The sequence below is a fragment of the Cellvibrio sp. GW822-FHT04B05 genome, from assembly GCF_058800985.1.
The window spans coordinates 517926-543935 of record NZ_JBXAMU010000001.1; the positions used below are offsets into that span (position 1 = coordinate 517926).

The 26010-nt window shown below is 47.7% G+C and carries 24 protein-coding genes; 15 read left to right on the forward strand and 9 right to left on the reverse strand.

Annotation, left to right across the window (positions count from 1 at the left end; translation table 11 throughout):
- Nucleotides 1–39: 39 nt before the first annotated feature.
- Nucleotides 40–342 carry a FeoA family protein gene (locus AC1RJL_RS02060; RefSeq protein ID WP_492911084.1) on the reverse strand — a complete coding sequence of 101 codons (303 nt, stop codon included), beginning with the start codon at nt 340–342 and terminating at the stop codon, nt 40–42.
- 216 nt (nt 343–558) lie between these two features.
- On the opposite strand from AC1RJL_RS02060, the gene AC1RJL_RS02065 reads away from it, so the two are divergent.
- Nucleotides 559–1620, forward strand: coding sequence for a YbaY family lipoprotein (locus AC1RJL_RS02065; RefSeq protein WP_492911085.1), 1062 nt, complete (start codon nt 559–561; stop codon nt 1618–1620).
- A gap of 18 nt (nt 1621–1638) precedes the next feature.
- Here the strand turns inward: AC1RJL_RS02065 and AC1RJL_RS02070 are convergent, their stop codons facing one another.
- Entirely contained in the window at nt 1639–4035 is a 2397-nt protein-coding gene (locus tag AC1RJL_RS02070; protein WP_492911086.1) for a fatty acid cis/trans isomerase, read from the reverse strand.
- Nucleotides 4036–4198: 163 nt separating this feature from the next.
- Between AC1RJL_RS02070 and AC1RJL_RS02075 the strand changes: the two genes are divergently transcribed.
- From AC1RJL_RS02075 to nagB, 9 genes are all read left to right on the forward strand, one after another.
- A complete protein-coding gene (locus AC1RJL_RS02075; protein WP_492911087.1) occupies nt 4199–5044 on the forward strand; it encodes a DUF3014 domain-containing protein in 846 nt (281 codons plus the stop codon).
- 361 nt (nt 5045–5405) lie between these two features.
- Nucleotides 5406–8096, forward strand: a complete 2691-nt coding sequence (locus AC1RJL_RS02080) for a TonB-dependent receptor (protein WP_492911088.1) — start codon at nt 5406–5408, stop codon at nt 8094–8096.
- 74 nt (nt 8097–8170) lie between these two features.
- Nucleotides 8171–9691: a tryptophan halogenase family protein gene (locus AC1RJL_RS02085; RefSeq protein ID WP_492911089.1), complete on the forward strand. Its 1521-nt coding sequence runs from the start codon at nt 8171–8173 to the stop codon at nt 9689–9691.
- Between the two features lie 55 nt (nt 9692–9746).
- Nucleotides 9747–10448, forward strand: a complete 702-nt coding sequence (locus AC1RJL_RS02090; protein ID WP_492911090.1) for a DUF6445 family protein — start codon at nt 9747–9749, stop codon at nt 10446–10448.
- 484 nt (nt 10449–10932) lie between these two features.
- Entirely contained in the window at nt 10933–11859 is a 927-nt protein-coding gene (gene nagK / locus AC1RJL_RS02095) for an N-acetylglucosamine kinase (RefSeq protein ID WP_492911091.1), read from the forward strand.
- 15 nt (nt 11860–11874) lie between these two features.
- The gene (nagP, locus tag AC1RJL_RS02100) at nt 11875–13179 is read left to right on the forward strand and encodes an N-acetylglucosamine MFS transporter NagP (RefSeq protein WP_492911092.1); all 1305 of its coding nucleotides are present in this window, start codon (nt 11875–11877) and stop codon (nt 13177–13179) included.
- A gap of 45 nt (nt 13180–13224) precedes the next feature.
- Nucleotides 13225–14313, forward strand: coding sequence for an acyltransferase family protein (locus AC1RJL_RS02105; RefSeq protein ID WP_492911093.1), 1089 nt, complete (start codon nt 13225–13227; stop codon nt 14311–14313).
- A gap of 63 nt (nt 14314–14376) precedes the next feature.
- The gene (gene nagA / locus AC1RJL_RS02110) at nt 14377–15534 is read left to right on the forward strand and encodes an N-acetylglucosamine-6-phosphate deacetylase (RefSeq protein ID WP_492911094.1); all 1158 of its coding nucleotides are present in this window, start codon (nt 14377–14379) and stop codon (nt 15532–15534) included.
- 55 nt (nt 15535–15589) lie between these two features.
- Nucleotides 15590–16384, forward strand: a complete 795-nt coding sequence (nagB, locus tag AC1RJL_RS02115; protein ID WP_492911095.1) for a glucosamine-6-phosphate deaminase — start codon at nt 15590–15592, stop codon at nt 16382–16384.
- A gap of 72 nt (nt 16385–16456) precedes the next feature.
- On the opposite strand, the gene AC1RJL_RS02120 is transcribed toward nagB, so the two are convergent.
- The 7 genes from AC1RJL_RS02120 to gatC all read right to left on the reverse strand — a co-directional run bounded on the left by AC1RJL_RS02120 (nt 16457) and on the right by gatC (nt 20816).
- Nucleotides 16457–16753, reverse strand: coding sequence for a PA4642 family protein (locus tag AC1RJL_RS02120; protein WP_492911096.1), 297 nt, complete (start codon nt 16751–16753; stop codon nt 16457–16459).
- Nucleotides 16754–16788: 35 nt separating this feature from the next.
- Nucleotides 16789–16899, reverse strand: coding sequence for a HepT-like ribonuclease domain-containing protein (locus AC1RJL_RS02125; RefSeq protein WP_492911097.1), 111 nt, complete (start codon nt 16897–16899; stop codon nt 16789–16791).
- The gene (locus AC1RJL_RS02130; RefSeq protein WP_492911098.1) at nt 16851–17129 is read right to left on the reverse strand and encodes a HepT-like ribonuclease domain-containing protein; all 279 of its coding nucleotides are present in this window, start codon (nt 17127–17129) and stop codon (nt 16851–16853) included. Before AC1RJL_RS02130 ends, AC1RJL_RS02125 begins: the two co-directional genes overlap by 49 nt.
- Nucleotides 17126–17416, reverse strand: a complete 291-nt coding sequence (locus AC1RJL_RS02135) for a nucleotidyltransferase family protein (protein ID WP_492911099.1) — start codon at nt 17414–17416, stop codon at nt 17126–17128. The genes AC1RJL_RS02130 and AC1RJL_RS02135 overlap by 4 nt, the downstream gene beginning before the upstream one ends.
- Before the next feature lie 61 nt (nt 17417–17477).
- Nucleotides 17478–18923 (reverse strand): Asp-tRNA(Asn)/Glu-tRNA(Gln) amidotransferase subunit GatB, encoded by a 1446-nt coding sequence (gene gatB, locus AC1RJL_RS02140; RefSeq protein ID WP_492911100.1) that lies wholly within the window; start codon nt 18921–18923, stop codon nt 17478–17480.
- 11 nt (nt 18924–18934) lie between these two features.
- Nucleotides 18935–20389, reverse strand: a complete 1455-nt coding sequence (gene gatA / locus AC1RJL_RS02145; protein ID WP_492911101.1) for an Asp-tRNA(Asn)/Glu-tRNA(Gln) amidotransferase subunit GatA — start codon at nt 20387–20389, stop codon at nt 18935–18937.
- Between the two features lie 139 nt (nt 20390–20528).
- Nucleotides 20529–20816, reverse strand: coding sequence for an Asp-tRNA(Asn)/Glu-tRNA(Gln) amidotransferase subunit GatC (gatC, locus tag AC1RJL_RS02150; RefSeq protein WP_492911102.1), 288 nt, complete (start codon nt 20814–20816; stop codon nt 20529–20531).
- 543 nt (nt 20817–21359) lie between these two features.
- Here gatC and AC1RJL_RS02155 point away from each other — a divergent pair.
- The 5 genes from AC1RJL_RS02155 to rng are packed head-to-tail and all read left to right on the forward strand — an operon-like array spanning nt 21360 to nt 26000.
- Nucleotides 21360–22394: a rod shape-determining protein gene (locus AC1RJL_RS02155; protein ID WP_062066743.1), complete on the forward strand. Its 1035-nt coding sequence runs from the start codon at nt 21360–21362 to the stop codon at nt 22392–22394.
- A gap of 52 nt (nt 22395–22446) precedes the next feature.
- Nucleotides 22447–23373, forward strand: a complete 927-nt coding sequence (gene mreC / locus AC1RJL_RS02160) for a rod shape-determining protein MreC (protein ID WP_492911760.1) — start codon at nt 22447–22449, stop codon at nt 23371–23373.
- On the forward strand, nt 23373–23858 hold the full coding sequence (gene mreD, locus AC1RJL_RS02165) for a rod shape-determining protein MreD (RefSeq protein ID WP_492911103.1): 486 nt from the start codon (nt 23373–23375) through the stop codon (nt 23856–23858). The genes mreC and mreD overlap by 1 nt, the downstream gene beginning before the upstream one ends.
- Before the next feature lie 49 nt (nt 23859–23907).
- Nucleotides 23908–24534 carry a Maf family protein gene (locus AC1RJL_RS02170; RefSeq protein WP_492911104.1) on the forward strand — a complete coding sequence of 209 codons (627 nt, stop codon included), beginning with the start codon at nt 23908–23910 and terminating at the stop codon, nt 24532–24534.
- On the forward strand, nt 24531–26000 hold the full coding sequence (gene rng, locus AC1RJL_RS02175) for a ribonuclease G (protein ID WP_492911105.1): 1470 nt from the start codon (nt 24531–24533) through the stop codon (nt 25998–26000). The genes AC1RJL_RS02170 and rng overlap by 4 nt, the downstream gene beginning before the upstream one ends.
- The last annotated feature ends 10 nt before the right edge of the window (nt 26001–26010 follow it).

Genomic DNA, 26010 nt, shown 5'->3' on the forward strand with positions numbered 1-26010 from the left:
ACCTGAGTAGAGGTTTGTGCTGATGTAAAGGTTAAGTGGCTAAGAGGCGGCGAGTAAGACAGGCTCGACACAAATCTTGGCGGCTTCAGCGCGACGCAGCGCGAACTTGGTACCGTTGACTTGCACCGCCAGCGGATCAGAACCCATCAAGCCAAAGCCGATGACTTTTAACTGGGCGCCGGGCAAAAAGCCTAATTCTTTCAAGCGCAGACTTACTCGCTCATCCTGCGCTCCAAAGAGTGGTTGGGCAATCAAGCTGGTCACCCGTACCGATGCCCCTTTACGGCATTGGTCGAGGCGAAGTGTTGTGGGTGGAATATCGGCCAGCACTGCAGTATTCATAAGAAGCACGTCTTGAATGTAAATGAGAGTGATTATTAGGAAGAATACTTTATTTGCCGCCAAGTCGCAATTTAGTCGGCAGTCGTTAACATTTCCTGGGGGCTCAATAGAGAATCGGTTTGGTCGGTATTTGCCTGCTATCCTTTTAAGCAGTGATTTTGTCGGGAATTCGGCTGTCCATCATTGAGTGATAGCCTATTTAATTGGGGAAGGAAAATGATGAAAAAGTTCTACTTTCTGGTCTGCGGCCTGGCGTCTCTCTGCTTGATTTCAGGTGTAGCTGTAGCCGCCGAAACAGTGAAGGGAAACGTGACCTATCTGCAGCGGATCGCCATGCCTGCGGGCGCGTTGCTTGAGGTCAGTTTGGTGGATATTTCGCGCGTGGATGCTCCCGCATCTATCATCGGCACCACCCAGATTTATGGCCCCTTCACCTCACCGGTTAAATTCAGGATTAATGTTGATCCGGAAAAAATTGAGGCGAAAAACGATTATGCGGTGCGCGCAACGATAAGAGTGGATGGGAAGCTGTACATGAGTACTGACAAAGCGTATCTGGTGCTAACCAAAGAGCGTGGCAATAGTGTTGACTTGACATTGCGTGGCGTTGGTGGTGAGCCCATTGCTATCGAACAGCCGCTGGAGAAACTGCCTGCGTATTTTACCGGTATCTTACCCTGCGCCGATTGCGAGGGAATTGACTATCAACTGCAATTATTGCCGGGGAATTTTTATTTCTTGCGCACGAAGTACTCAGGTAAGCGCACAGTTCCAGAGGATGAAATTGGTCGCTGGTTAATTGTCGATCGCAATCGTTTGCTGCTGAATCAAGCTGTTGAGAAAGGACAAAGCCAGCAGTTCCGTATTATCGATAATCGCCAACTGCGCAAACTGGATTCACAGGGCCAAGATATTGTGTCCAACCTGAATTACAGTTTACTTGAGAGTGCGGAAAAACCGTTTAATCCCAGCCTCAGTATGAAGGGACTTTATACTCACACGGCAGATGCAGGGCATTTTACCGATTGCATCACCGGGCAGAGCTGGCCGGTTGCCCATGAGGGGAAAAATGCAAACCTGGAAAAATCCTACAGCAAAAAAACAAAAGCGCCGGGGGAACCCTTACTGGTGAGTTTAAAAGTGAATATCGTCGCGCAACCTGCAGCTGCCGCCGGCGCACCTGCCGCGTATTTGCTGATTAAGAAAGTGAAACGTGTCGGCAAAGAGCAAACTTGTGATTCCGTGACCGGACGTCCGGCCACGGATAAACGTATTTAACAATTATATGAGTAGTCTTTAGCGATTCTCGAGGCGGTTGTAATCCAGCAGCGCCGCCTCGTCCGGTTCGGTCAGATAATAAAGTTGATGGACTTTATCGCTGAACGCCCAAAATTCCGGATGGCTACGACGCACGCCATAAATATCGCGCAGCACTTTATAATCTTCTTCCGAATCCAGTCTTTGCACCCGATTAACGAAATCATCCAGCTGTTGTTCCTCCACGCGCATAAAACTGTTTGGGTAATTACCCACAATTCCGCGCGTGATGGTGAGATTATCTTCCGCCGGGATACGCCGTTTATCTTCGCCAAACAGTGACGATAAATTGGAGTAAGCGCTGTTGTGCACCAAGGTAAATAAACCCACATTCGGAATTTGGATTACCGTTGTTTGCGGCAGAAAACTGATGGGTTTGCCAACGGTACTTTGCAGTTTTTCATAAAGCGCCACCTTGTGTGACGGCAATTTTTTGGTGCGTATATTGAACGGTGAATTAGCCGCATTGCCTACATGCAGCTTGAGCTTTTGGTAAAGCTCAAGCTGCGGATTATCAGTTAGGTAGCGAATGTTGTTAGGTGCATCTACTTGTTTAATGTACAAATCAACGTAGGTTTTTAAATTGGCTTCGGCATCGCGATACCAGAATGACATGACGTCCTGTTGTGACTTTTCAGGTAGCAGGCCGACAAAATTCATCTCACCTTCGATACGCAAAAAATCCATATAAAGTCGGCTCAGCAATTGATGCGATACATTGCCATACACATCAAATCCGGCCACCAGTAAATAATGAATGCGTTCAAGTAAAGGGTAGCCAATAACCCATGCGGTTTTCGGATACTGGCCGACCATACCTTTATGTACGCTGGCGCTATCGCTATGGCGAAAAATAGTGAGCGCGGCATTCGGGTTTTTACCTTTGTCGCCATCCCAAATCTCGCTCATCTCCACGCCACCTTCGGCGGCAATTTTTTTATTCACAAATGCCGCTTTTGCAGCGAGATATTCCTTTTGCAATTCGGAATACTTGAGCCAATTAGTCATTGGTAACAGTGTGTTGCCAGCTTCTGCGGGTAATTGCAGATGTTTGCTATTTTCCGCCAGAAATTTTGCATTGCCTGCCGTACTTTGGTTTTCCGGAGCGAAAAAGAATACCCAGAAATGATCCTGGATAACATTGAGCGCAACTTGCCCGCGGCACACCGGTCCTTTGATGAAATTCATAATGGTGAACTGGGCTTCATTGAGCATAAAACGGTAGCGCGCATTGATCGGCAGCTCGGCAAAGGTCACAAACGGATTTGCCGCTACTTCCGGGGTATAAGACGGTAGCTGCGTTACTTCATAACGGGATGCGGTATCGGTAGAAAAAAACAGTTCTTGCCATTCGTCCATACGTGTCTGGGTGAGCGAATAGGGCATATGGGTTTTGGCCACCACACTGGATGGATCCTGCCATAAGCGGTAGTAAACTTGGCTGACATTGGGATTATCAAACGGACGCGCTGTACTGATACGGGCCAGAGGTTCGCCCGGTGGTGTGCTGGAGCGCACGAGGCGGAAGTAAGTATGGGGGGCATCGTTAAAAAATAACTGCGCTAAAAACAAATGCTCATAAATGTAACGATTGACCAGTTGTTTTTTCAGGCTATCGCCGTTGAAAAATGCTTCCCATTTTTCGACTTGTTGTTGCACGCTCACCGGTAATGTGGGTGGTGGTCCCATCGCCGCCCCTTGGGCTAACCAATCCATGGTCACTTTATGTTCTTTGTTGCTTAATCCGGGCAGACCATAAGGCATACCCCGGAGCGGATTCTGCTCGGCAAAGCTGGCAAAGTTTTCAATGCTGGGGCAATGTTGTTTGTAATTGAGGTTGAAATCAAAACTTGCGGGCAGGATTTCCGTTTCCGGCAAAGGGTTATCCTTCTTTAATTCAAGAAATTGCGCCAGCACCCCGGCCTTGATGTTGGCCGTGGGGGTGTTGCTGCGTTCGTTTAATACCGGATGAAAACCTTTGCTGCGCCACTCGGCGGTGGTGTGTGCATCTTCAAATAAACGGGTGAGCGATGCCCCTAGCAGGCGTGTTCCATCGTAAACCTTGACCGGATTGGCTCCCCGCAGCAAACCTTCATAGGACTCCAGCTTGAGCTGGCAGGGCGCATCGTAGCAGCCATGGCAAACGACACAGCGTTGCTCCAGGATTTTCCTTGTATCTTTATAGTAAGTGAGCTCCGCCTTGCCTGGGCTGGCGGGCATTTCGCGTGGTTGGGCTTTGCCGTAGCGTTGGTCCCATTGCGATCCGGTAATACTGGCGCAGCCCAACGTGATGAGTAACAGCAAGCCGAGACTGCCGCTGGTAAGGTGTTTTGCCAGTTGAATGAATGGCCCTGATAAAGAGTGGTGACGGGGCATAATGGTCCTTATGAAAGCGGCCTGAAATAAATGGCAGTCTAACCTGCACCGATAAAAATTGGGAACGGCTGTCACGCAATGCTGTCCCCTTAAAAAGGTTTAGGCCATAATCCTGCGCTTACTGCCAATCGCTACAAATATTGCCAACCAAAAAGGTATTGCTATGAGTGATGATTACCAACCGCGCAAAAACTCGTCCACGACCATGATTGTCATAGTGGTTCTGGCACTGATTGCTGCAGCGGCCACTTTCTATTTCCTGCGTGACGACGGCACCGCAATATCGCCAACTGTGGGCGTCCCGGTTGGTGTCGCACCGCAAACTGCGGTCACCAGCAGTGCCGCTGCGGTGGCACCGATCCCGGAATATGAGCCACCACAACCCGTTGCTGAAGTTGAGCCGCTGCCATTATTGAATGAGAGCGATAGCAGCCTGCTTGCAGCATTGCAACAGCTGCGCGGTGAAGGATTGCTGCAATTGCTTGTTCCGCAGGAAATCATCCGTAAGTTTGTGCTGGCCGTAAATAATGTGGCAGAGGGGAAAGTGATACAGGAATATCGCCCGGTTGTTTCACCACCACCGCCTTTTATCGCAGAATCCTTTACGGTAATGATTGAAGGCACCGCCGCAGACCAGGAACGTGTTTCGGCAAAAAATTTCCAGCGCTATGAGCCCTATGTAACGACGCTTTCGCTCATTGATAGCGATGCAGCGGTTGCTGTCTACCGCCGGTTCTATCCTTTACTGGAGGAGGCATTTAATGAGCTTGGTCTTAAAAAGCCCAACTTCCATAGTGTGTTGATCGCGGCAATCGATAACCTGCTTGCTGCACCCGATGTGCAAGGTGATTTATTATTACTGCGCCCGAAAGTTTTTTATCAATACGCCGATCCCGCACTGGAAACACTTCCGCAAACTCACAAATTAATGGTGCGTATGGGGCCTGAAAATGCGCGCAGCGTTAAAGCCAGTTTGCGCCAATTGCGGGCACGATTAGTTAATCGCTGAAGCATGTTTGTGCATTATTGATCGCCGCCTTTATCAGCATGAAAGCCGCTTGGAAAGCGGCTTTTTTATTGCTATCGGTTTCAGTTGTGTATTTTTGTAATCATCAACTCTCGCAGTAAAAAATATATGTTGTCATTTTTGGCATCTTAAATTCCTAATTGCCTGATTTCCAAGGCATTTGCTCAATTCTAGTCTTGTTCTTGCTCAGTAACACTCCTTTACACTGCCTTACAAAGAAGTTGACAACGTTGTCCAGTGGGCATAGTGTTGGGGAACCGACAACGTTGTCTTTTGTCTCCGTTTGTCGGCCGAGTTAGATCATTATTAAGACACACAAATTGCAAGTCACGGGAGAATAACCATGCGTAACAAATTAAGTGATGCGATCAAACTGGCCAATAAGAGTGCATTGATGCTCGGTTCGCTAGCGGCCGTCGCCATGATGGGTTTTACCGCAACCGCTCATGCACAAGATGCATCAGCGTCAGATTTGGAAGAGGTGGTAGTTACCGGTATTCGCGGCGCGTTGAAAAATGCGGTGGATATCAAGCGTAATGCAACTGCCGTGGTAGACGCTATATCCGCAGAAGATGTGGGTAAGTTTCCCGATTCAGATGTAGGTCAGTCGCTGGGGCGTATTCCTGGTATAACCGTTGGTCGCGAATTTGGCCAGGGTGCATCTGTGTCTATTCGCGGTACTGCACCGCAAATGACATTGACAACATTGAATGGTCAAACAGTGGCATCAACTGGTTGGTATGACCAGAAGGCAACTGATCGCAGTTTTAACTACTCATTGCTGCCATCCCAGCTTATTGGCGGTATGGAGGTATATAAATCTTCACAGGCAGATCTCAATGAAGGTGGTGCGGGTGGTACCGTTATTATCAAAACCCGTAAACCATTGGATATGCCTGCCAATTCTGTTTATGTTGGCGTGAAGGCTAAAACAGGTACTGTGGCTGATGATGTCACTCCGGAAGTATCTGGTCTTTATAGCTGGAAAAACGATGCAGAAACCTTTGGTGTTTTGGTGGCCGGTGCATTTGAAGAGGGCGATTACGTTCGCCGTGGTACTGAGTCAGACTACCAATGGTGGTCCGATGTTTCTCCGACCACTTTTACCCAGGAGCGTGAGCGTACAGCGCTGGATATCACTGCACAATTCAAACCTACAGACAATCTGAGTTTCGGTATCCATGCACTCTCCCTGGATTTAAAGGGTGACAATACCAACACCAGTATGTATTTATTCACTAGCGATGCCTCCGGATTTCCAAATAGCTATACATGTGAGCAAACCAATGCAGCCGGTGCTTGCGTGAAAAGTACTACAAATCCGAAAGATGGAGACTTGGGGATTGGTTGGGCTTCTGGAACGCTGGGAACCGAGACGTTTACCCAGACTTGGGGACGTGTTGCCAGCATGAAATCCGACACTATCGATTTGGATGCTGTCTATGAAGGTGAGGGGTTCAAAATTACCGGTCGTATTGGTAATACCAAAGCAGAGGGTGGTACTGATTTAACCACCAACTTCCAGCACTTCCCCAGCCTCGGCGACAACATGTCTGTTTGGGGTGGGAAAATCGATGCAACAGGCAAGAAAATTAAAATCAATGCTTCTGGAGATCCGAGTGTCAAGTTGAGTGATTACAGAGCCACTGTTTTACCGGAAAGTTGGTCTATTGGTCGTGGCCCTAATGCTGATGAGGAAACCTATGCCCAATTCGATGTAGAGTTTGAATTGGATGCAGGCCCTCTGACCGCATTTAAAACCGGTGTGCGTACTACTGATCATGATGTTAATAGACAGTCCTTTAAACCTATCTTAAAAACTGGTGTTGCCCCTGTATCGACTTCATCGGTTTACAGTGGCACTTATGAAGTGGGCGAGAACGGTTTTACTGCACCGAAACCTAATCTGTCGGCCATGATTGCAGCAACTAAAGCACACATTGCCGGTTGGAATGAAGTTCGTTCCGGTTATGTAGACCTTAATGAACAGAATGACGCGCTTTATGGCATGTTTACCTTTGAAGCGGAAGGCGTTAAAGGTAATGTCGGCCTTCGTTATATCAGCAGTGATATTACTTCCAGACAATATCAGTTGGATGGCGTAACTCCTGCAAACGATGGTTTGAATGAAGGTTTTAGCAAGACTTTGACAGCGGCAACAGCCAACTACCACGACGTATTGCCAAGTGCAAACGTTGCGTTTGATGTAACAGATGATGTAGTTGTGAGAGTGAGTGCCAGCCAGGCAATTAACCGTCCAAGCTATGATGATGTGATCAATATCACCAGCGGTTTTGCTGATGATAGATCTAATAACCAAACCTATCGTATTGGCAATGCGGGCATGAAGCCGGTTAAGTCATCACAGGCCGATGTAGGGGTTGAGTATTATTACGGCGAAGGCAATATGGTTTCGGCCACTTATTTTGTTAAGACTCTGTCCAATACCATGACGTCGAGTTTTGCGACTGATCAGCCATTGATTTACGATCCACAAGCAGGCAACAACTTATGGACTATTGAAACGCTGTCTGATTCTGGCTCAGCGCAAATTGACGGTATTGAATTGCAGATAAGTCATGCGTTTGATAATGGCTTTGGTATTTTGGCCAACGTCACCTTCGTTGACACTGATGTTCCTTTGAATACCTACATTGATGAAATTGGTGTTTTCACTGAATCATCCGATAAGAGTGCCAACCTTGTAGGCTACTGGGAAAATGAGACTTTCTCAGCGCGTGCTGCCTATAACTGGCGTTCAGAGTACATGATTCGTGAAGGCTCCTATTATTACGGCAACCGTATGCACGATGATTTCGGTACACTGGATCTGAGTTTTGGTTGGAATCTTACCGATAGCCTCAATTTGACCTTTGAGGCGATTAACGTCTTGGAGGAAGATGATGTTCAGTATGGTGCGGCCAGCCAATCAACCGCAGTGAAGGGTATTAAGCTGCCATTGCGAGAAGGTTTCCCTGCATGGTCTTCTCAAGGTGAAGCTACTTATATGTTGGGTTTAAACTATAAGTATTAATAGCTGAGTAGTAAAAAAAGCCCAGCATTTTGCTGGGCTTTTTTGTTTTTAATCACTATGTGTGGTGAATGGCAATGAAAATAAAGCGCGTGGTCATTGTGGGCGGTGGTACAGCAGGTTGGATGGCAGCAAATCATCTCGGCGTTGAGTTGAGGCGTGATCCGGAAATTGAAATCACATTAATAGAATCCAAAAATATTCCCGTTATTGGTGTTGGTGAAGGAACCGTACCAAAAATAAAAGAAACACTAAAAAAGTTTGGTATTAGCGAGCTTGATCTGATTGTCAGTTGCGATGCTACGTTTAAGCAGGGAATTAAATTTTCTAAGTGGATGGATACTAAAAAAAACGGTGCTAATTTTTATTATCATCCCTTTAGTTCACCTTACCCATCCGGTTTTGATATTACCAATTATTGGTTAAATAATCGCGATAAATTTGAATTCTCAAAATTGTCTGAGATTTATTCGGTTGCCGAATTAAACCGCTCGCCTAAACAAATATCATCCCCTCCTTTTGTTGGGAAGGTGGATTATGCTTATCATTTTAATGCAGCAAAATTTTCTGATTTACTTGCCAGAAATGCGCGCGAAAAATTTTCAGTAAAGCATTGCTTTGAGACCATTACCCAGGTGTTACTTCATGATGATGGTAGTATTAAAGCATTGGTTTATGAATCAGGGGTAACGGAAGAGTTTGATTTTTATATTGATTGTAGCGGCTTTGCAGCATTGCTAATTGGTGAAACCTTAGGTGTCCCATTTCTGGATAAATCTTCCCAAATCCAGACTGATACCGCTTTGGCTTTGCAGGAGCCCACGGCGGATTCTGAGGAGATTCTGCCTTATACGCTCGCCACAGCGCATAAAGCTGGTTGGATTTGGGATATACCTCTTACCAATCGTCGCGGTATTGGTTTCGTGTATGCTTCAAAATACATATCTGAAGACGAGGCTGTGCAAAATTTTTCTAAATATGTTGGGCGCGATTTGCAAAATGCCAATTTACGTTGTGTGCCAATGAAAATTGGTTATCGTGATTCTTTCTGGGATAAAAATTGCGTTGCTCTCGGTTTGGCGCAAGGATTTGTTGAGCCTTTGGAGGCTACGTCTATTTTGGTGACAGATTTTGCTGCCAATTTGGTTGCGCGGAATTTCCCGGTTACGCAGGAGGATATTCCTGTAGTGGCAGGTTATTGCAATAAGGTTATGGCCTATACTTGGGAACGGGTCATCGATTTTGTACAGTTGCATTATTTTATTTCTGATCGCCGGGATTCTGACTTTTGGATTGATAATACAGAAAATAATGCGATATCCGATGTTTTGCAGGACAGGCTGGAGTTGTGGAAAATAGGGGTACCCAAGAAAATGGATTTCTTTAGCTCTTTTGATATTTTTGGTGTGGAGAATTATCTGTTCGTCCTTTATGGAATGGATTATCCAACGCGACCTGGTGTGCTGGGGATGAATGAAGAGGATAGATCAAAAGCGCTTGTTCGTGATGTGCAGGAGAAATCCATGCAAATGGCAAATTCTCTCTTGTCTCATCGCGTATGGTTAAATGAATTAAAAAAAGCGCTTGAATCCCGTTAGTTATTTTTCCGGACTCAGGTTCTTATTGTTTGGGGCGGTTTGAAGGTAGCAGTAAATGATTAAAAAAGAATTGACGATGCAAACCCTGTATATGGGAAATGAAAAAAATAAAATTCTTTGTTTTGATGATTTTTTAGAAAATCCCGCACACTTGGTTGATTTTGCGCGCGGGGCTACATTTTCGCCTTATGCTGCTTCACTGCAGCGTAAAGGATATCCCGGTGTGCGAACTCCTGCACCAGCTAATTTGGGTGATCAGCTTCGGACGCGAATTGGCGAGACAATAAAAGCCGAGTTTGGTATTCCTGCAGAAGCTAAAGCAAAACCTCTACAAGATGCGATATGTTTAATGACTGTAGCTGAGACGGACTTGGGGCCGTTACAGCGAGTTCCTCACTTCGATGCAAGCAATCCTCATTTTTTTGCAACACTTCTTTACCTGTGCGATGCGGAGCATGGTGGAACAGGATTTTATCGCCATAACAGTACTGGCTATGAATCTATTACTCCTGAGCGATGCGATAATTATTTGGATGCTAGTTATGAGGAGTTAAATCGCAAAAAACCGGAACGGCGTTACTTTTCTGATTCAGATGAGTTTTTTACCAAAATCGGATTTATTCCTGCCCGTTTTAATCGGTTGGTGGTATATCGCGGGTACGTGTTACATTCGGCCAATATTTTATCTGATGTTAGTCTGTGTTCTGATCCAGGTGTTGGCAGGTTAACAGCGAATATCTTTTTCAGTTTTGATTGATAGGCTTTTTTATTTTGGGAATAAATTTTTACACATGATTAAGGGATTAATTTGCGTAAGCTATCTATTATGAATCTTATGTATATCACACTATTGTGCTGCCACAGCGGATTATAAGGCGGACTATCTGGCATCTTCACTGTTCGCTCCCCCGTTTTTTAATAGACATACCCTCTATCGTCTCGGTTGCTTGATCGGGTGTAAAAAGTACAAAATTTTCTTTGACAACGTTGTCCTGTCGGCGTAATCTAAACCTGTCCGATGATAGAAGCTATACCTGACATCTCTCCTTGTTAAGTATGGTGTTCATGGGGCATGAGTTCTCTAGAGCTGTAGTAGTGGTCTTGTGGTTAGTGTCCTGCGGGGCACTAACCTTTTTTAACCCTCTGTTATGATCGCCAGCGTGGGAACATTCAAAGTTTTTGAGTATCTGACGCCCAACCATTCAAGTCAGGTATTTGCTCTAAAAATAAAGAGGTAGATCATGGCGAAGATGCCACTCGGCGAACAAACCTTGTATATTGGTATTGATGGCGGTGGTACCAAGTGTCGCGCCAGTATCATGACCCAAGATTTACAGGTGCTGGGTACAGGTGTTGGTGGGCCAGCTAATCCTTTTCACGGTGTACAACAAGCCAAAGATTCCATACGCACTGCCGCTGAATTGGCGCTGATCGATGCCGGACTACCGCCTTCTGTTATGGGTGAGCTGGTCGCAGGTGCTGGTCTTGCCGGTGTTAATGTCCCAAGCCTCTACGATGTTATCAGCGCTTGGGAACATCCTTTCAAGCACATGTTCCTGACAACCGACTTGCATATTGCCTGCCTTGGTGCTCACAATCGTGACGAAGGTGCGGTAATGATCGCCGGTACCGGTTCTTGCGGCTATTCTTTTGTTAAAAACTCCTCACTTATTTTAGGCGGCCACGGTTTTCCTATTGGTGACAAAGGAAGCGGTGCCTGGATGGGGTTGGAAGCGATCCAGGCAGTATTGCTGGCTTCCGATAACTTGGGTCCTGCAACCAGCTTGAGCTACAGTATTGGCGAGTTTTTGCAGGCTGAAGGCGTGATGATTGTGGATAAAATGTTTGGTGCAAAGTCGAGTGACTACGCCAAATTTGCCATTTTTGTAGTCGATGCAGCCGATGCCGGCGATGTAGTTGCAATTGATATCGTAAAAGAAGGCGCTGCCTATATGAGTGCGGTAGCGCGCAGGTTATGGAATACCGGGCCAGGTCGTATGTCGATTATTGGCGGTTTGGCTCCACGCCTGATTCCCTGGATGGATCAGGATATGGCGAACAATATTTCCCCCGCTTTATATCAGCCGGAATTTGGCGCCGTATATTTCGCCAAGCAGCGTTTCAAGCTAACTAACAATAAAGAAAGTGTTTTAACCACTGCCATCTAACGCGAGAACTTGACCATGAGTAACGACGCTATTGCTGTCCCGACGCCGGACGCAAATTCAAAGAGTGCATTTCTTCCTTTGGCAATGATTGCCGGGATGTTTTTTATTTTCGGATTCGTTACCTGGCTTAATGGCTCGTTGATGCCTTATCTGGAAGTGGTATTAGCATTAACGCCATTCCAGGCTTCATTTATTCTATTTTCTTTTTATATTGCGGTAACAGTTTTTTCACTGCCATCCTCTTGGGTGATTCGTAAGGTTGGCTATAAGAATGGTATGGCAATTGGTTTGGCTGTTATGGCCGCTGCTGCGCTTTTGTTTATTCCGGCAGCCAAAACCCATTGGTTCGGTTTGTTTTTGGTTGCGCAATTCACGATGGGCGCAGGACAAACATTAGTGCAAACAGCGGTAAATCCCTATGTCGTAAAAATGGGACCAGAAGAATCGGCCGCGCGCCGTATTAGCATTATGGGCATCCTCAATAAATCTGCTGGTATCGTTGCACCTATTGTATTTACTGCATTGATTTTGGGCGGTATGACTGGTCATCCAACTACAACGCCAACTCCTGAAGAAATCGAGCAGATGGCAAGTAATTTAGTAATGCCATACATTTATATGGCGTTAGTGATTGGTGGTGTTGCACTTCTTGTAAGATTTTCCTCATTACCTGAGTTGGAATCCGAAGAGGATAAAGAAGAGAAGTTGCCCCTGCGTGGCGCGCTACAATTTCCAAATCTGGTATTAGGTGTTATTGCGTTGTTCCTTTACGTCGGCGTAGAGGTGATTGCAGGTGATACGATTGGTGGATACGGCCGTAGCATTGGTTTTAGCAACTTCTCTATCCTTACTTCTATTACCATGTCCTGTATGGTGTTGGGTTACATTCTTGGAATTATATTAATTCCACGCATTATTTCTCAGCAGAACATGTTACTGGTATCTGCTGCTCTTGGGGTATTTATCAGCCTTTGCATCGTATTCGGTAGCAATGAATCTACTTCTATTTCATCACTGTTTGCTTTCCTTGGCGCGCCTGCAATTCCTAACACCATTTTGTGTATTGCATTGCTTGGTTTGGCAAACGCGATTGTATGGCCAGCGATTTGGCCCTTGGCGTTAAGTGGTTTGGGTAAATATACCGCAACTGGTTCTGCGCTGCTGATTATGGCAATTGCTGGCGGTGCTGTTTTGCCTGTAATCATGGGGGGACTATCAACAGTTGTTGATCGTCAGACGGCTTATATTGTGATGACACCTTGTTATTTATTTATCCTCTTTTATGCAGCTAAAGGATACAAACTGCGCAGTTGGAAATAATTTTTCCATATAAGTAGCACGACCATATCATCTGCGAGGTATCCGATGGTCAAACAACGTTTTCAAGCTTTGGATGTGATGCGTGGTTTGACCCTCGCGTTGATGATTTTGGTGAACACTCCAGGCTCCTGGGAGTTTGTATACGCACCGCTCTTGCATGCGAACTGGCATGGTGCGACCCCCACTGATTTTGTATTTCCTTTCTTTATGTTTATTGTTGGTTCGGCCATGTACTTTTCCGTACGCGGCCTTGGCCAGCTGACATTTGCTGATCAAGCCAAAAAAATCTTGCGCCGTGTTGCGTTGCTGTTTTTGATTGGTGTGCTGCTGTCCGCTTATCCATTTACCGAAAGCCTCGATCAATGGCGTGTTATGGGTGTTCTGCAGCGTATCGCGCTAGCTTACGGTTTTGCCGCATTCATTATTTTGTATTTTGGTTTTATCGGCCGCGTAGTGATTAGTGCAGTGTTACTGATTGGTTATTGGGGCTTATTAAACCTTTCTGCTGATCCGTACAGCATTGAGCACAACATTGTTCGCCAGTTTGATCTGGCCGTACTCGGTGGCAGCCATCTATGGCAGGGTAAAGGCATGCCATTCGACCCTGAAGGCATCCTGAGTACATTCCCTTCTATCGTGAATGTTATTATTGGTTTTGAAGCAACACGTGTACTGTTGGCAAATGAAGATAAAGAAAAGGCGCTAAGTAAATTATTTATATCAGCATTGGGATTAATTGGTTTGGCACTGTTGTGGAATACTGTCTTTCCGATTAACAAATCGTTGTGGACCAGTCCATTTGTATTGCTGACGTGTGGTGTTGCCATCCTGATACTGATTTTGTTGGTAAAGTTAGAGCGCTCGGCAATCGCATCCAGCATTAGACCCGTGTATCACGTGTTTGAAATTATTGGTAAGAATCCCCTGTTTATTTACGTATTGGCCGCGTTATTGGCGACCACTTTGTATTTAATTCCTATCGGTAATCAATCTGCATATACCGCACTTTATACAGCATTTCGCAGTTTTGCCGATCCCTATTTGGCATCGCTATTATTTGCCTTATTGCAAGTTGCTGTCTTGTGGTTTGTTGCATGGGTATTGCACAAACGCAACATTATTATCAGTTTATAGGGCATAACTGGTTTGTAGTGCTTGCTGCGTCTGCGCAGTAAACAATTTATTACAGGTGTTTTTATGAAGCAGGCGTTAGTAGGCGCGCGCATTTTTACCGGTGAGGGATTCCTCGATAATTATGCTTTGGTTATTGCGGGCGAAAAAATTGAAGCGCTTATTCCCGCCGCTGTTCTGGATACATCCATTCCGCAAATTTTGTTGGATGGTGGTGTGATCGCGCCAGGGTTTATCGATTTACAAGTGAATGGCGGTGGCGGAGCATTTTTTACCAGTGATACCAGTGTGACCGCCATTAAAACCATGTTGGATGGGCATCGTCCCACTGGCACCACTTCGCTGCTCCCCACATTGGTTAGCCATACACGCGAAGTGCATCAGGCTGGCGTCAAGGCAGTAGCCGATGCAGTTGATTCTGGATTAAAAGGTGTGTTGGGTGTGCATATAGAGGGGCCATTTTTTGATATGGCACGCCGCGGTGCGCACAATGAGCGTTACATTCGTGAAATGGAACAAGCTGATATTGATTGGCTGGTTGCTTCGGTTAAAAGCCAGCACGAATTTAAGGTCATGATTACGCTGGCTCCGGAACATGCAGCACCCGGACAAATTAAACAATTGACCTCTGCCGGTGTGGTGGTTTGTGCCGGCCACACAGATGCGCACTACGAATCAGTCGTGAATGCGATTAAAGAAGGTCTTTCCGGTTTTACCCATTTATACAATGCGATGCGTCCAACTACCGGACGTGAACCCGGTGTCGTCGGCGCCGCATTGGAAGATCCTGACAGTTGGTGCGGAATTATCATCGATACCTATCATGTGCATGCCGCTTCTGCGCGTATCGCCTGTGCTGCAAAACCCAAAGGCAAAATGTATTTAGTGACTGATGCAATGTCTACCGTTGGGTCGCCAGAAAAATCTTTCCAGATGTACGGCGAAACTATTTATGAAAAAGATGGCTGCCTGGTAAATGCCGAAGGCCGTTTAGCAGGCAGTGCAATCGGTATGATTGACGCTGTGCGCTTGAATACCGAATGGGTTGGAATGGAGTTGGCGGAGAGTTTGCGCATGGCTTCACTTTATCCTGCTGAATATATGCAGGTGGATAATCATCTTGGTCGCATCCAATCAGGTTTCCGTGCAGATTTAGTGCATTTTACCGATGATTATCGCGTAACCCACACCTGGATTGCGGGTGATTGTTTACGTCACAGCTAGTTTTTATCGTTAAGTTTTACATTTTTTCGGTCAATACCACTCACTGGAGTGTTCAATGAAAGTTGTTATTTTGAAAGATGCTGCTGCAGTTGCTAAATACGGCGCAAATATTTTTATTAAACAAATTAGCCGTAAACCTGATTCGGTATTGGGATTGGCAACTGGCTCAACACCGGTAGCGCTTTACAAAGAATTAATTGAATCTTATAAAAGTGGGCAGGTGTCTTTTAAGAAGGTGAGTAGTTTTAACCTGGATGAATATTTAGGTTTGAATCCAGCGCACCCGCAAAGTTATCGCTACTTCATGAATCAACAATTGTTTGATCATGTTGATATCGATAAAGCGTCTACCTTTGTTCCACCTGGCGATGCTGAAGATCCATTTACTGCCTGCGCACTTTATGAAACTGCTATTAAACAAAAAGGTGGCATTGACATTCAGTTGTTGGGGATCGGCCGCAATGGCCATATCGGTTTTAATGAACCATCATCATCATTGATGTCACGCACCCGTATTAAAACGCTGACCAAGGCAACGATCAACGATAACGCGCGCTTCTTCGGTCCCGATGAATATCAACCGCATCTGTCTATTACTATGGGTATCGGCACTATCCTCGAATCCAAAAAAGTCGTTTTGTTGGCCACTGGCGAAAATAAAGCAGAAGCGATTAAAGCTACTGTAGAAGGCCCGCTTACTGCTGCATGTCCGGCATCAGCGTTGCAATTGCACGAACAAGTTGTATTGGTAATCGACGAAGCGGCAGCATCATTATTGTCGGATGTGGAGCTGTACAAACATATTGAAATAGAAAACCAAAAGCTGCTTGAACGTTTAGGTCGCGCTTGATTTGCTAAAATGACCAAAATAAAAAAGCAGCCACTTCAGGCTGCTTTTTTATTTCCTGGCGTGAAATAAAATCTACTTCGCGCCAGCCGCTTCCAATGCAATTGCATATTCTTCGCCGTTGCGATGGGTTTTCACGACTTGCAGGAAAGTTTTACCGTCCGGGCCGACAGCATTAATGTCTTTACCTGCTTCGATAAATTGCTTTATGAAAGTGACAAAGTTTCCGCCGAGCATGCCGCGATAGGCTTTTTCGAGCAGGTGGTAGTCAGCATTAACACCTGCAGGGGCAGGGTAATCTAAAAATGTGGCGATGCGGGCATCATCGAATGTTTCGCCGAGGACTTTTTCTTTGTCTTTGCGTAGGCTCATGAGGACTTTTCTCGAAAGGTTAATACGATAATTTCTTAGATTAGCTTCTGTAAATGCGTTTTTAGATCGGGTATTGCCGTGTGGATTGTTTTCCAAATCACATTAAGATCCAGATCAAAATATTCATATGCAATACGGTTGCGCATTTCAGTATGTTATTCCATGGAAGGTCTGGATACGTCGTGGTAATTTCAGGAAACTTTTGCACCAGTTTGGTCGCGACCTCACCGATTAACAATATGTTCATGATAATGGCTTGTTGCGTGCGTAAGTCTTCAGTGAACTCCTGAAATGACAAGTCTGCGGCGAATTCAAGAATGTGTTTGCAGCAGCTATGCATGCGAATAAGTTGATCATTTATGCGGTCTTCAGTCACAGCGGGATCGCCTTTGAAATAATCTCGGCGCGCACCTTAAGTGGCAAATCGCCTGGAATAAGTAAATCAACATGCACTCCCAGCAAGTCCTCCAGTTCGAATTGCAATCCGCCCAGATCAAACAGGGTCGTTTCCGGTAATGGATCAACAATCAGATCGAGATCGCTGCCGTCCACATCTGTTTTTAACGCAACTGAACCAAAAATACGTGGATTAGTAACGGGAAATTTCGCAATTACCCGCTTTACATTTTCGCGGTTTTGGGCGAGAGCAGATGATGGTTTCATGTTGTTCGTCTCAGTTTCAGGGTTCCACAACCAAGCAGGAGCTTGGGTGGAAGATTTGGAATTAACCGTTCAATTTCTTAATTAGCAATTCATTCAGGGCTTGCGGGTTCGCTTGGCCTTTCGACGCTTTCATCGCTTGGCCGACAAAGAAACCGAGCATTTTTGCGCGTTTGTCTTCGGCGGCGGCGCGGTAACCTTCTACTTGCGCGACGTTAGCGGCGAGTATGTCATCGATGATTTTTTCCAGTGCACCGGTATCGGAAACCTGTTTCAAACCTTTGGTTTCGATAATGGTGTCGGCATCGCCCTCGCCATTGCTGATCGCTTCAAATACTTGTTTGGCGATTTTGCTGGAAAGAGTGCCGTCTTTTACGCGCACTATCAAACCGGCCAACAATTCCGGTGTAACCGGTGAGTGGTCAATACGTTGTTCGGTGCGATTCAGGTAAGCGCCCAGGTCAGCCATAATCCAGTTGGCAGTGAGTTTTGCTTCGCCGGAAATTTTTGTCGAAGCTTCAAAAAACGCGGCAGTGAATTTATCCATGGTGATTTGACCGGCATCATAGCTACTCAAACCATATTGCTCGACAAAGCGCGCGCGTTTCGCTTCCGGTAACTCCGGCATTTGTTTACGTACAGATTCAATGTAGTGATCATCCAGAATCACCGGCAGCAGGTCAGGGCAGGGGAAGTAGCGATAATCGTTGCTATCTTCTTTGCTGCGCATAGAGCGGGCCTTTTTGGTGTCGCCGTTGTACAGGCGAGTTTCCTGGCGAATTTTCCCGCCGTCTTCAAGCACATCAATTTGACGCTCAACTTCCAGTTCAATTGCCTCTTCCATAAATTTAAAGGAATTGAGGTTTTTGGTTTCGGTGCGGGTGCCGAGTTTTTCCTGGCCTTTGGGGCGCACGGAAATATTCACGTCGAAACGCATTGAGCCTTGTGACATTTCGCCATCACAGATTTCCAGTGAGGTCACAATCGAATGCAGCTTTTTAGCGAAGGCAACGGCTTCTTCCGCGCTGCGCATATCCGGTTCTGTAACCACTTCAATGAGCGGAGTGCCGGCGCGGTTTAAATCGATTCCGCTCATGCCGGCAAAATCTTCATGCAAGGATTTGCCTGCATCTTCTTCCAAATGTGCATGGTGAATGCGAACGCGTTTGGTGCGGCCTTCGCCCAACTCCAAATCCACAAAACCTGCACCGACAATAGGCTCAGCCAATTGCGTGGTTTGATAGCCTTTAGGCAGATCCGGATAGAAATAATTTTTACGTTCAAACACCGAACGCTTACCGATTTCTGCATTCACGGCCAAACCAAACATGGTCGCAAAACGAAATGCTTGTTCGTTGGCGACGGGCAGGGTACCGGGCAACGCCAGATCAATTGCACAAGCCTGGGTATTTGGTTCCGCGCCAAATGCAGTGCTGGCACCGGAGAAAATTTTAGTTTTGGTGGCAAGTTGTACGTGAACTTCCAACCCGATAACAGTTTCCCATTGCATAGTCATTGCTCCTATTCAATGCCGGGGGCAGTTTGTTGGTGGAAGTTGGTTGCCTGTTGGAATTGGTGCGCTGCATTTAACAGCTGCGATTCCGCAAAGAAATTGCCAATCAATTGCAGGCCAACAGGTTTGTTGTCCACCAATCCGCAAGGGATGGATAAGCCGGGCAAGCCCGCCAGGTTAGTAGCGATGGTGTAAATGTCTTCCAAATACATAGCAACCGGGTCTTTGGTTTTTGAACCAAATTGGAATGCGGGTGATGGTGATGTCGGGCCGAGAATTACATCGATGCTCTGGAATGCGTCGACGAAATCCTGTTTGATCAAGCGGCGAACTTTTTGCGCTTTGCTGTAGTAGGCATCGTAATAACCGGCAGAAAGTGCATAGGCACCTACAAGGATACGACGCTTCACTTCTGCACCAAAACCTTCACTGCGCGAACGCATATAAAGGTCATTTAAATCTTTTGGATTCTCGCAGCGATGGCCGTAACGCACACCATCAAAGCGTGACAAGTTTGCAGAACATTCTGCCGGTGCAATAACGTAGTAAGCAGGCACTGCAAGATGCGTGTGCGGCAAGCTGACGCTGTGAATGGTTGCGCCCAGGCTTTCGTACACTTTAATCGCTGCTTCAACTAATGCGGCTGTGTCAGGATGTAAACCTTCACCGAAATATTCTTTCGGTACACCGATGCGTAAACCATTTAATGGTTTGTTTAAATCGGCGGTGTAGTCGGGAACATCGCGCTCAACACACGTCGAATCTTTTGCGTCGTAGCTCGCCATATCGTTTAATAAAATCGCTGCATCTTCCGCAGTGCGCGACAAAATGCCCGCTTGGTCCAGGCTTGATGCAAACGCAATCATGCCCCAGCGTGATACGCGGCCATAAGTAGGTTTAATGCCGGTTAATCCACACAGCGCAGCCGGTTGGCGAATCGAGCCACCGGTATCGGATGCTGTTGCCGCGGGCGCTAAATGCGCGGCAACTGCTGCGGCTGAACCGCCGGATGAGCCACCGGGAACACAATCAATTGCCCATGGATTTTTTACCGGACCGTAGTAGCTTGTCTCATTAGATGAACCCATCGCGAATTCATCCATATTGGTTTTACCCAACATCACCACACCGGAATTTAAATAATTGTCGACGATAGTGGCATTGTAGGGCGCGATAAAATTATCGAGCATTTTTGATGCACAACTGGTGCGAACACCGGTAGTGCAAAAGATATCTTTGTGTGCAATGGGCACACCGCACAGTGCTGGTTGATTGCCGTCTGCGAGACGTTTGTCAGCCGCTTTCGCCTGGGCCAAAGCCAGCTCAGGTGTAACAGTAATATAACTGTTGTAAGTTTTATCGAGCCGCGCGATACGCTCAAGGTAATGTTGGGTCACTTCGGTACTGGAAAAGTCTTTGTTGCGCAGACCTTTTACCAGTTCGGCAATGGTGAATTGATGCATTCAAAAATTCCTAAAATTTTTACCAAATTTTTTTGCGTAGGGGCGCTGCTTGCTGCGCCCATTTCTCGTCAATGTAAACATTCGGGCGCAGCAAGCGGCGCCCCTACATTTTTGTGCCGCGAATGGCGGCGCGCATTTGTTATTCGATAACTTGTGGGACCAGATACAAACCGTCTTGTACTGCAGGTGCAATCGATTGGAACATTTCGCGCTGGTTGGCTTCAGTCACCACATCAGCACGCAAACGTTGCACGGTATCCAGCGGATGCGCCATAGGTAATACACCATCGGTATTCACGGCTTGCAGTTGGTCAACCAGAGCCAGTACATCGGAAATACTTTGTGCCGCTTCATCGGCGGCCTCGTCGTTAATCTGGATACGCGCCAGCGTGGCCAGTTTGGCGATATCGGAACGGTCTATAGCCATGGTGGTTTAGCTCCAGCAGATAAAAATCAAATAGTGCGGTGACGTTGCAGCGAAAGCGGCATCAACCCGCCAAAAATGGGCGCCCAAGGTACCACATTTGCGCCTTGCCCTGAATCCCTGCGGTTGATAGAGTGCGGCGGATTTTGTCAAAACCTGAGTCCCCTTAGCTGAGGGCCTTGGTTGAACCTTGGTTAAGAAAGGCAAGCCCGGTTTTAAATGCCCGGCGCTAAATACTTTTATCGAGCTCTGCCTTGCGCAAAAAATAACCGCCTGGATCAGCAAACAAACGTCGGCGAAATGGGCGATTAATTTGAACTTTACGGTTAATTTAGGTCGGATAAAAAGCGAAAATTCACTTATACTGCGCGCTTCTTAAAAATTTGCAGGGATTCTCCGCGCACTGCGGGGAGAAATTGTTCAGGGAACTGCGTTTGCAGAATTGAGTCCTGATGCCATGAGCGCGCCGTCGCGAGAGTGGGCACAAACGTCGATAACGACACGAATTCTATTTCAACATATTCTAATTTAAGGCCCCGTCCCGTCATGATGAAACTTTTACGTGGAGCATTTTCCAACGATCTCTCAATCGACCTTGGTACCGCAAATACCCTGATTTATGTGCGCGGTCGCGGCATAGTACTCAATGAACCATCAGTGGTTGCGATTCGCCATCACAACGGTACCAAGATTGTGGAAGCGGTAGGGGTAGAGGCCAAGCGTATGCTGGGTCGTACACCGGGCAACATTACGGCTATCCGCCCGCTGAAAGACGGTGTTATTGCCGACTTCCAGGTCACCGAAAAAATGCTGCAACACTTTATCCGCAAAGTTCACGAAAATTCCTGGTTTAGCCCATCTCCCCGCGTTCTGATCAGTGTTCCTTGCCTCTCTACCGAAGTTGAAAAACGTGCGATCCGCGAATCTGCATTAGGTGCCGGGGCGCGCGAAGTGCGTTTGATCGAAGAGCCAATGGCGGCGGCGATTGGTGCTGGCCTTAAAGTATCGGAAGCTAACGGTTCGATGGTGGTGGATATCGGTGGCGGTACTACCGAGATCGCCGTTATCTCCCTGAACGGTGTGGTTTACTCTGATTCCGTGCGTATCGGTGGCGACCGCTTTGATGAAGCTATCGTTAACTATGTGCGCCGCAATTACGGCAGTGTGATTGGTGATGCAACCGCTGAGCGTATCAAGCAGGAAATTGGCTGTGCATTTGCCGGCAGTGAAATCCGCGAGATCGACGTGCGTGGCCGCAACCTCGCTGAAGGTGTACCGCGCAGCTTTACCCTGAGCAGCGATGAAATCCTTGAAGCATTGCAAGATCCGTTGGCCGGTATTGTCCAGGCGGTAAAAAGTGCGCTGGAACAATCGCCACCGGAACTGGCTTCTGACATTGCCGAGAGCGGCGTAGTACTGACGGGTGGCGGTGCATTGCTGCGCGATATCGACCGTCTGCTATCGAATGAAACCGGTCTTCCATTCATTGTTGCTGAAGACCCGCTTACCTGTGTGGCTCGTGGTGGTGGTATTGCGCTGGAGATGAATGACAAGCGCAATATTGACCTGCTGTCGTCCTGATATGTTTTGAAGCCCGCGTCAGGCGGGCTTCAACTCCACGGGAGAACTCACCATTAAACCGCTCTTCGCCCGAGGCTCATCCGCCACCAGTCGTGCCTTTCTCTTCATCCTGATTGCGATGGTGCTGGTGGTCGTTGGCCTTTATACCGACCGTCTTGAACCGCTGCGCGAAAAACTCGCCCAAGTGGTGACCCCTTTTTACCAGATTACTGATGTGCCCAGCCAATTAAACGATTGGCGCAAAGGCACTTTTGTCGCCCAGGCTGATCTCAAGCTCGAAAATGATGCGCTCAGAACCGAGCTGCTTATCCATCAACGTAAATTGCAGCAATTGGCATCACTGGCTGCAGAAAACGTGCGTCTACGGCAATTGCTCAACGCCAGTCAAACCTTACAAGATACCGTATTGATTGCCGAGCTGATCGGGGTTTCGCCCAATCCGCTGAGCCATAAAGTCATTATCAATCGCGGTACTAAAGATGGCGCTTTTAAAGGCCAGCCAGTGCTCGATGCTTTTGGTTTAATGGGGCAGGTGATTGAAGTTGGGGAGACATCGAGTACGGTATTGCTGATTTCCGATTCCACCCATGCGATTCCGGTACAGGTAAACCGCAATGGGGTGCGCGCTATTGCTGAGGGATCGGGTGACTTGAACAGTTTGAATCTGCGCCATGTTTCGGCCAATACCGATATCCGCGCGGGCGATTTATTGGTCAGCTCCGGGATGGGTGAGCGTTTTCCGGTCGGCTATCCGGTCGCTGAAGTACTGCAGGTGGTGCGCGATCCGGGCAAGGCATTCCTCACTGTTACCGCGAAACCTATGGCGCGACTGGATCGCAGCCGGCATTTGTTGTTGGTTTTTGAAAACCGCGACCAAGCCAGTGTCCCCGGTGCGCTACGGCTGTCTGATGCCGATAAGGCCGCTTCTGCTGCTTCTGCACAATCTTCCGTGTCCAGTGCTGTGGGCGGGGCAAACTAATGCCCGGCCAGCAGATCAATCTCTACCTCATTATGGCGATGAGTTTTTTTATCGCACTGATTTTGTCGGTCTACCCGCTGCCGATGGATATGCGCTGGTGGCGCCCTGAGTTTGTCCTGGTTGTAGCGATTTACTGGATCTTCTTTATGCCGCTCACCGTGAGCTTTACCTTGCTGTGTGTACTTGGCTTATTCCAGGATTTACTCGAAGGAGTCCCCTTCGGACAGCACAGCCTCGGTTTGGTGATCGTGGCCTATATTTGTATTCTGTCGTATCAACGGGTGCGTAATTTTTCGATCTGGCGTCAGTCAGGTTGGATCTTTGTGCTCGTGGGTATTGCCCAACTGACCGATAACTGGGTGCAAGGCATGGCGGGCAGGCCGCTGTCGGGCATCCAGTTTTTATACCCGGCGTTGACCAGTGCGCTGGTGTGGCCGTTATTGAATTGGTGGCTGAACGGTATGACTCATCGCTACCATCATTAATGGCAGCCCGGCACAATAATTATTCTTTGCAGTATCAGGAGTATCCAGGGTGAGCGCAGTGGTTTCCGATGTTGTCCCAGATTTATATCTTGCATCCCAGTCTCCCCGTCGGCGCGAATTGTTGCGTCAGATCGGTGTACGCCATGCTGTCATCAGCGCTGCTATTTCCGAGCAGCCAGCACCCAATGAATCCGCAGTGGATTATGTCCAGCGCCTTGCGCGCGAGAAAGCGGCGGCGGGCTACGCGCAGCTTATCCAGAAAAACTTGCCACTGGCGCCGGTACTGGGTGCCGACACTCTCGGCTTACTGGACGGCGAAATCCTTGAGAAACCGCGTGACCAAACCCATGCCGAACAGATGTTGCGCCAGCTTTCGGGCCGCACCCATCAAGTCATCACCGCTGTTGCATTGCATTCATCGACTAATCAGGCATTGCGCTTGTCGATAACTGATGTGACCTTTCGTGAATTGAGTGATACAGAAATCACCACTTATTGGCTCACCGGTGAGCCGCAGGATAAAGCGGGCAGCTACGGAATTCAGGGGTTGGGAGCCGTGTTCGTCAAAGCGATTCGTGGCAGTTATTCCTGCGTGGTCGGTCTGCCGATTGAAGCCACTTGTGAGCTATTACGCGAATTTGCTGTGCCTTGGTGGTCGGCGGGAGTTAGCCCATGAGCGAAGAAATCCTGATCAATGTCTCACCGGTAGAGACTCGTGTCGCCCTAGTTGAAAACGGGGTGGTACAAGAGTTTTACATCGAACGCAGTCACGGCGAATCCTATGTCGGTAACATCTACAAAGGTAAAGTCGTGCGGGTATTGCCCGGTATGCAGGCCGCGTTTGTAGATATCGGCCTTGAGCGAACCGGATTTATCCACGCCGCCGATATGATGCCCGAGCCGCCCGAGGGCGAAGTGCGTCGCGCTGAAGTACCGGACATCCGCACCCTCGTGCGCGAAGGCCAGACTCTATTGGTACAAGTGGCGAAAGATCCGATCAGCACCAAAGGTGCGCGTTTGACGACCCACCTGACGCTTTCTTCGCGCTATCTGGTTTACATGCCCAACTCCAGCCATATCGGTGTTTCCACTCGCATTGAGGATGAGCAGGAGCGTGAGCGCCTGCGTCAGGCGGTGGAGCTGGAAGTTGCTGAACAGCGCATTAGAGGCGGATTTATCGTGCGCACCGTGGCCGAAGGTGCCGAAATCGATGCAATCACCGCTGATATCCCGTTTTTACGCCAACTGTGGGACGATTTAAGCGAGAAGTTGCCGAGCCTGGGTGTTCCTGCGGAACTTCATCGCGATATGCCGCTCTATTTGCGCGCCCTGCGCGATATGGCGCGTGCGCCGATTGACCGGGTGCGCGTCGATTCGCGCCTGACCTGGCAGCAAATGCAGGAGTTCGCGGCCAAGTATGCGCCGCAACTGGTCGAGTTTATCGAGTTATACAGTGGCGACCGGCCACTGCTGGAACTCTACGGGGTGGAGGAAGAAATCCATCGCGCGCTGGAACCGCGTGTGGCGTTGAAGTCCAATGGTTACCTGATTATCGAACAGACTGAAGCCATGACCACGGTGGATGTAAATACTGGCGCGTTTGTCGGCCATCGCAACCTGGAAGAAACGATTTTCAAAACCAATCTGGAAGCAGCGTCATCAATTGCACGCCAACTGCGGTTGCGCAATCTGGGCGGTATTATCATTCTCGATTTTATCGATATGAAAGATCCGGAGCACCAGCGGCAGGTACTGCGTACGCTGGACAAAGCGCTGGAAAAAGATCACGCCAAAACCCGCATCACCGGTGTATCCGAGTTGGGCTTGGTGGAAATGGCGCGTAAGCGCACCCGCGAATCCCTGGGGCAAATGCTGTGTGAGCCATGCCCTGTATGTCAGGGACGCGGTCAGGTGAAATCGGCGGAAACTGTGTGCTATGAAATTTTCCGCGAAATTTTGCGCATGGCACGCACTTACGACAACGAGAAGTTTTTGGTATTGGCTTCGCAGTTGGTGGTTGATCGCCTGCTGGATGAAGAAGCAACCTACGTTGCTGATTTGGAAGCCTTTATTAACCGCACTATCGAATTCAGGGTTGAGGCGCTCTTTCACCAGGAGCAGTACGATATTGTATTGGTCTGATTTTCTGCAC

What these genes read in the sequence shown, in the direction of transcription:
- AC1RJL_RS02060 (WP_492911084.1), bottom strand. Translation starts at nt 342, where the DNA reads ATGAATACTGCAGTGCTGGCCGATATTCCACCCACAACACTTCGCCTC.
- AC1RJL_RS02065 (WP_492911085.1), top strand. Translation starts at nt 559, where the DNA reads ATGATGAAAAAGTTCTACTTTCTGGTCTGCGGCCTGGCGTCTCTCTGC.
- AC1RJL_RS02070 (WP_492911086.1), bottom strand. Translation starts at nt 4,035, where the DNA reads ATGCCCCGTCACCACTCTTTATCAGGGCCATTCATTCAACTGGCAAAA.
- AC1RJL_RS02075 (WP_492911087.1), top strand. Translation starts at nt 4,199, where the DNA reads ATGAGTGATGATTACCAACCGCGCAAAAACTCGTCCACGACCATGATT.
- AC1RJL_RS02080 (WP_492911088.1), top strand. Translation starts at nt 5,406, where the DNA reads ATGCGTAACAAATTAAGTGATGCGATCAAACTGGCCAATAAGAGTGCA.
- AC1RJL_RS02085 (WP_492911089.1), top strand. Translation starts at nt 8,171, where the DNA reads ATGAAAATAAAGCGCGTGGTCATTGTGGGCGGTGGTACAGCAGGTTGG.
- AC1RJL_RS02090 (WP_492911090.1), top strand. Translation starts at nt 9,747, where the DNA reads ATGATTAAAAAAGAATTGACGATGCAAACCCTGTATATGGGAAATGAA.
- nagK (WP_492911091.1), top strand. Translation starts at nt 10,933, where the DNA reads ATGGCGAAGATGCCACTCGGCGAACAAACCTTGTATATTGGTATTGAT.
- nagP (WP_492911092.1), top strand. Translation starts at nt 11,875, where the DNA reads ATGAGTAACGACGCTATTGCTGTCCCGACGCCGGACGCAAATTCAAAG.
- AC1RJL_RS02105 (WP_492911093.1), top strand. Translation starts at nt 13,225, where the DNA reads ATGGTCAAACAACGTTTTCAAGCTTTGGATGTGATGCGTGGTTTGACC.
- nagA (WP_492911094.1), top strand. Translation starts at nt 14,377, where the DNA reads ATGAAGCAGGCGTTAGTAGGCGCGCGCATTTTTACCGGTGAGGGATTC.
- nagB (WP_492911095.1), top strand. Translation starts at nt 15,590, where the DNA reads ATGAAAGTTGTTATTTTGAAAGATGCTGCTGCAGTTGCTAAATACGGC.
- AC1RJL_RS02120 (WP_492911096.1), bottom strand. Translation starts at nt 16,753, where the DNA reads ATGAGCCTACGCAAAGACAAAGAAAAAGTCCTCGGCGAAACATTCGAT.
- AC1RJL_RS02125 (WP_492911097.1), bottom strand. Translation starts at nt 16,899, where the DNA reads ATGCGCAACCGTATTGCATATGAATATTTTGATCTGGATCTTAATGTG.
- AC1RJL_RS02135 (WP_492911099.1), bottom strand. Translation starts at nt 17,416, where the DNA reads ATGAAACCATCATCTGCTCTCGCCCAAAACCGCGAAAATGTAAAGCGG.
- gatB (WP_492911100.1), bottom strand. Translation starts at nt 18,923, where the DNA reads ATGCAATGGGAAACTGTTATCGGGTTGGAAGTTCACGTACAACTTGCC.
- gatA (WP_492911101.1), bottom strand. Translation starts at nt 20,389, where the DNA reads ATGCATCAATTCACCATTGCCGAACTGGTAAAAGGTCTGCGCAACAAA.
- gatC (WP_492911102.1), bottom strand. Translation starts at nt 20,816, where the DNA reads ATGGCTATAGACCGTTCCGATATCGCCAAACTGGCCACGCTGGCGCGT.
- AC1RJL_RS02155 (WP_062066743.1), top strand. Translation starts at nt 21,360, where the DNA reads ATGATGAAACTTTTACGTGGAGCATTTTCCAACGATCTCTCAATCGAC.
- mreD (WP_492911103.1), top strand. Translation starts at nt 23,373, where the DNA reads ATGCCCGGCCAGCAGATCAATCTCTACCTCATTATGGCGATGAGTTTT.
- rng (WP_492911105.1), top strand. Translation starts at nt 24,531, where the DNA reads ATGAGCGAAGAAATCCTGATCAATGTCTCACCGGTAGAGACTCGTGTC.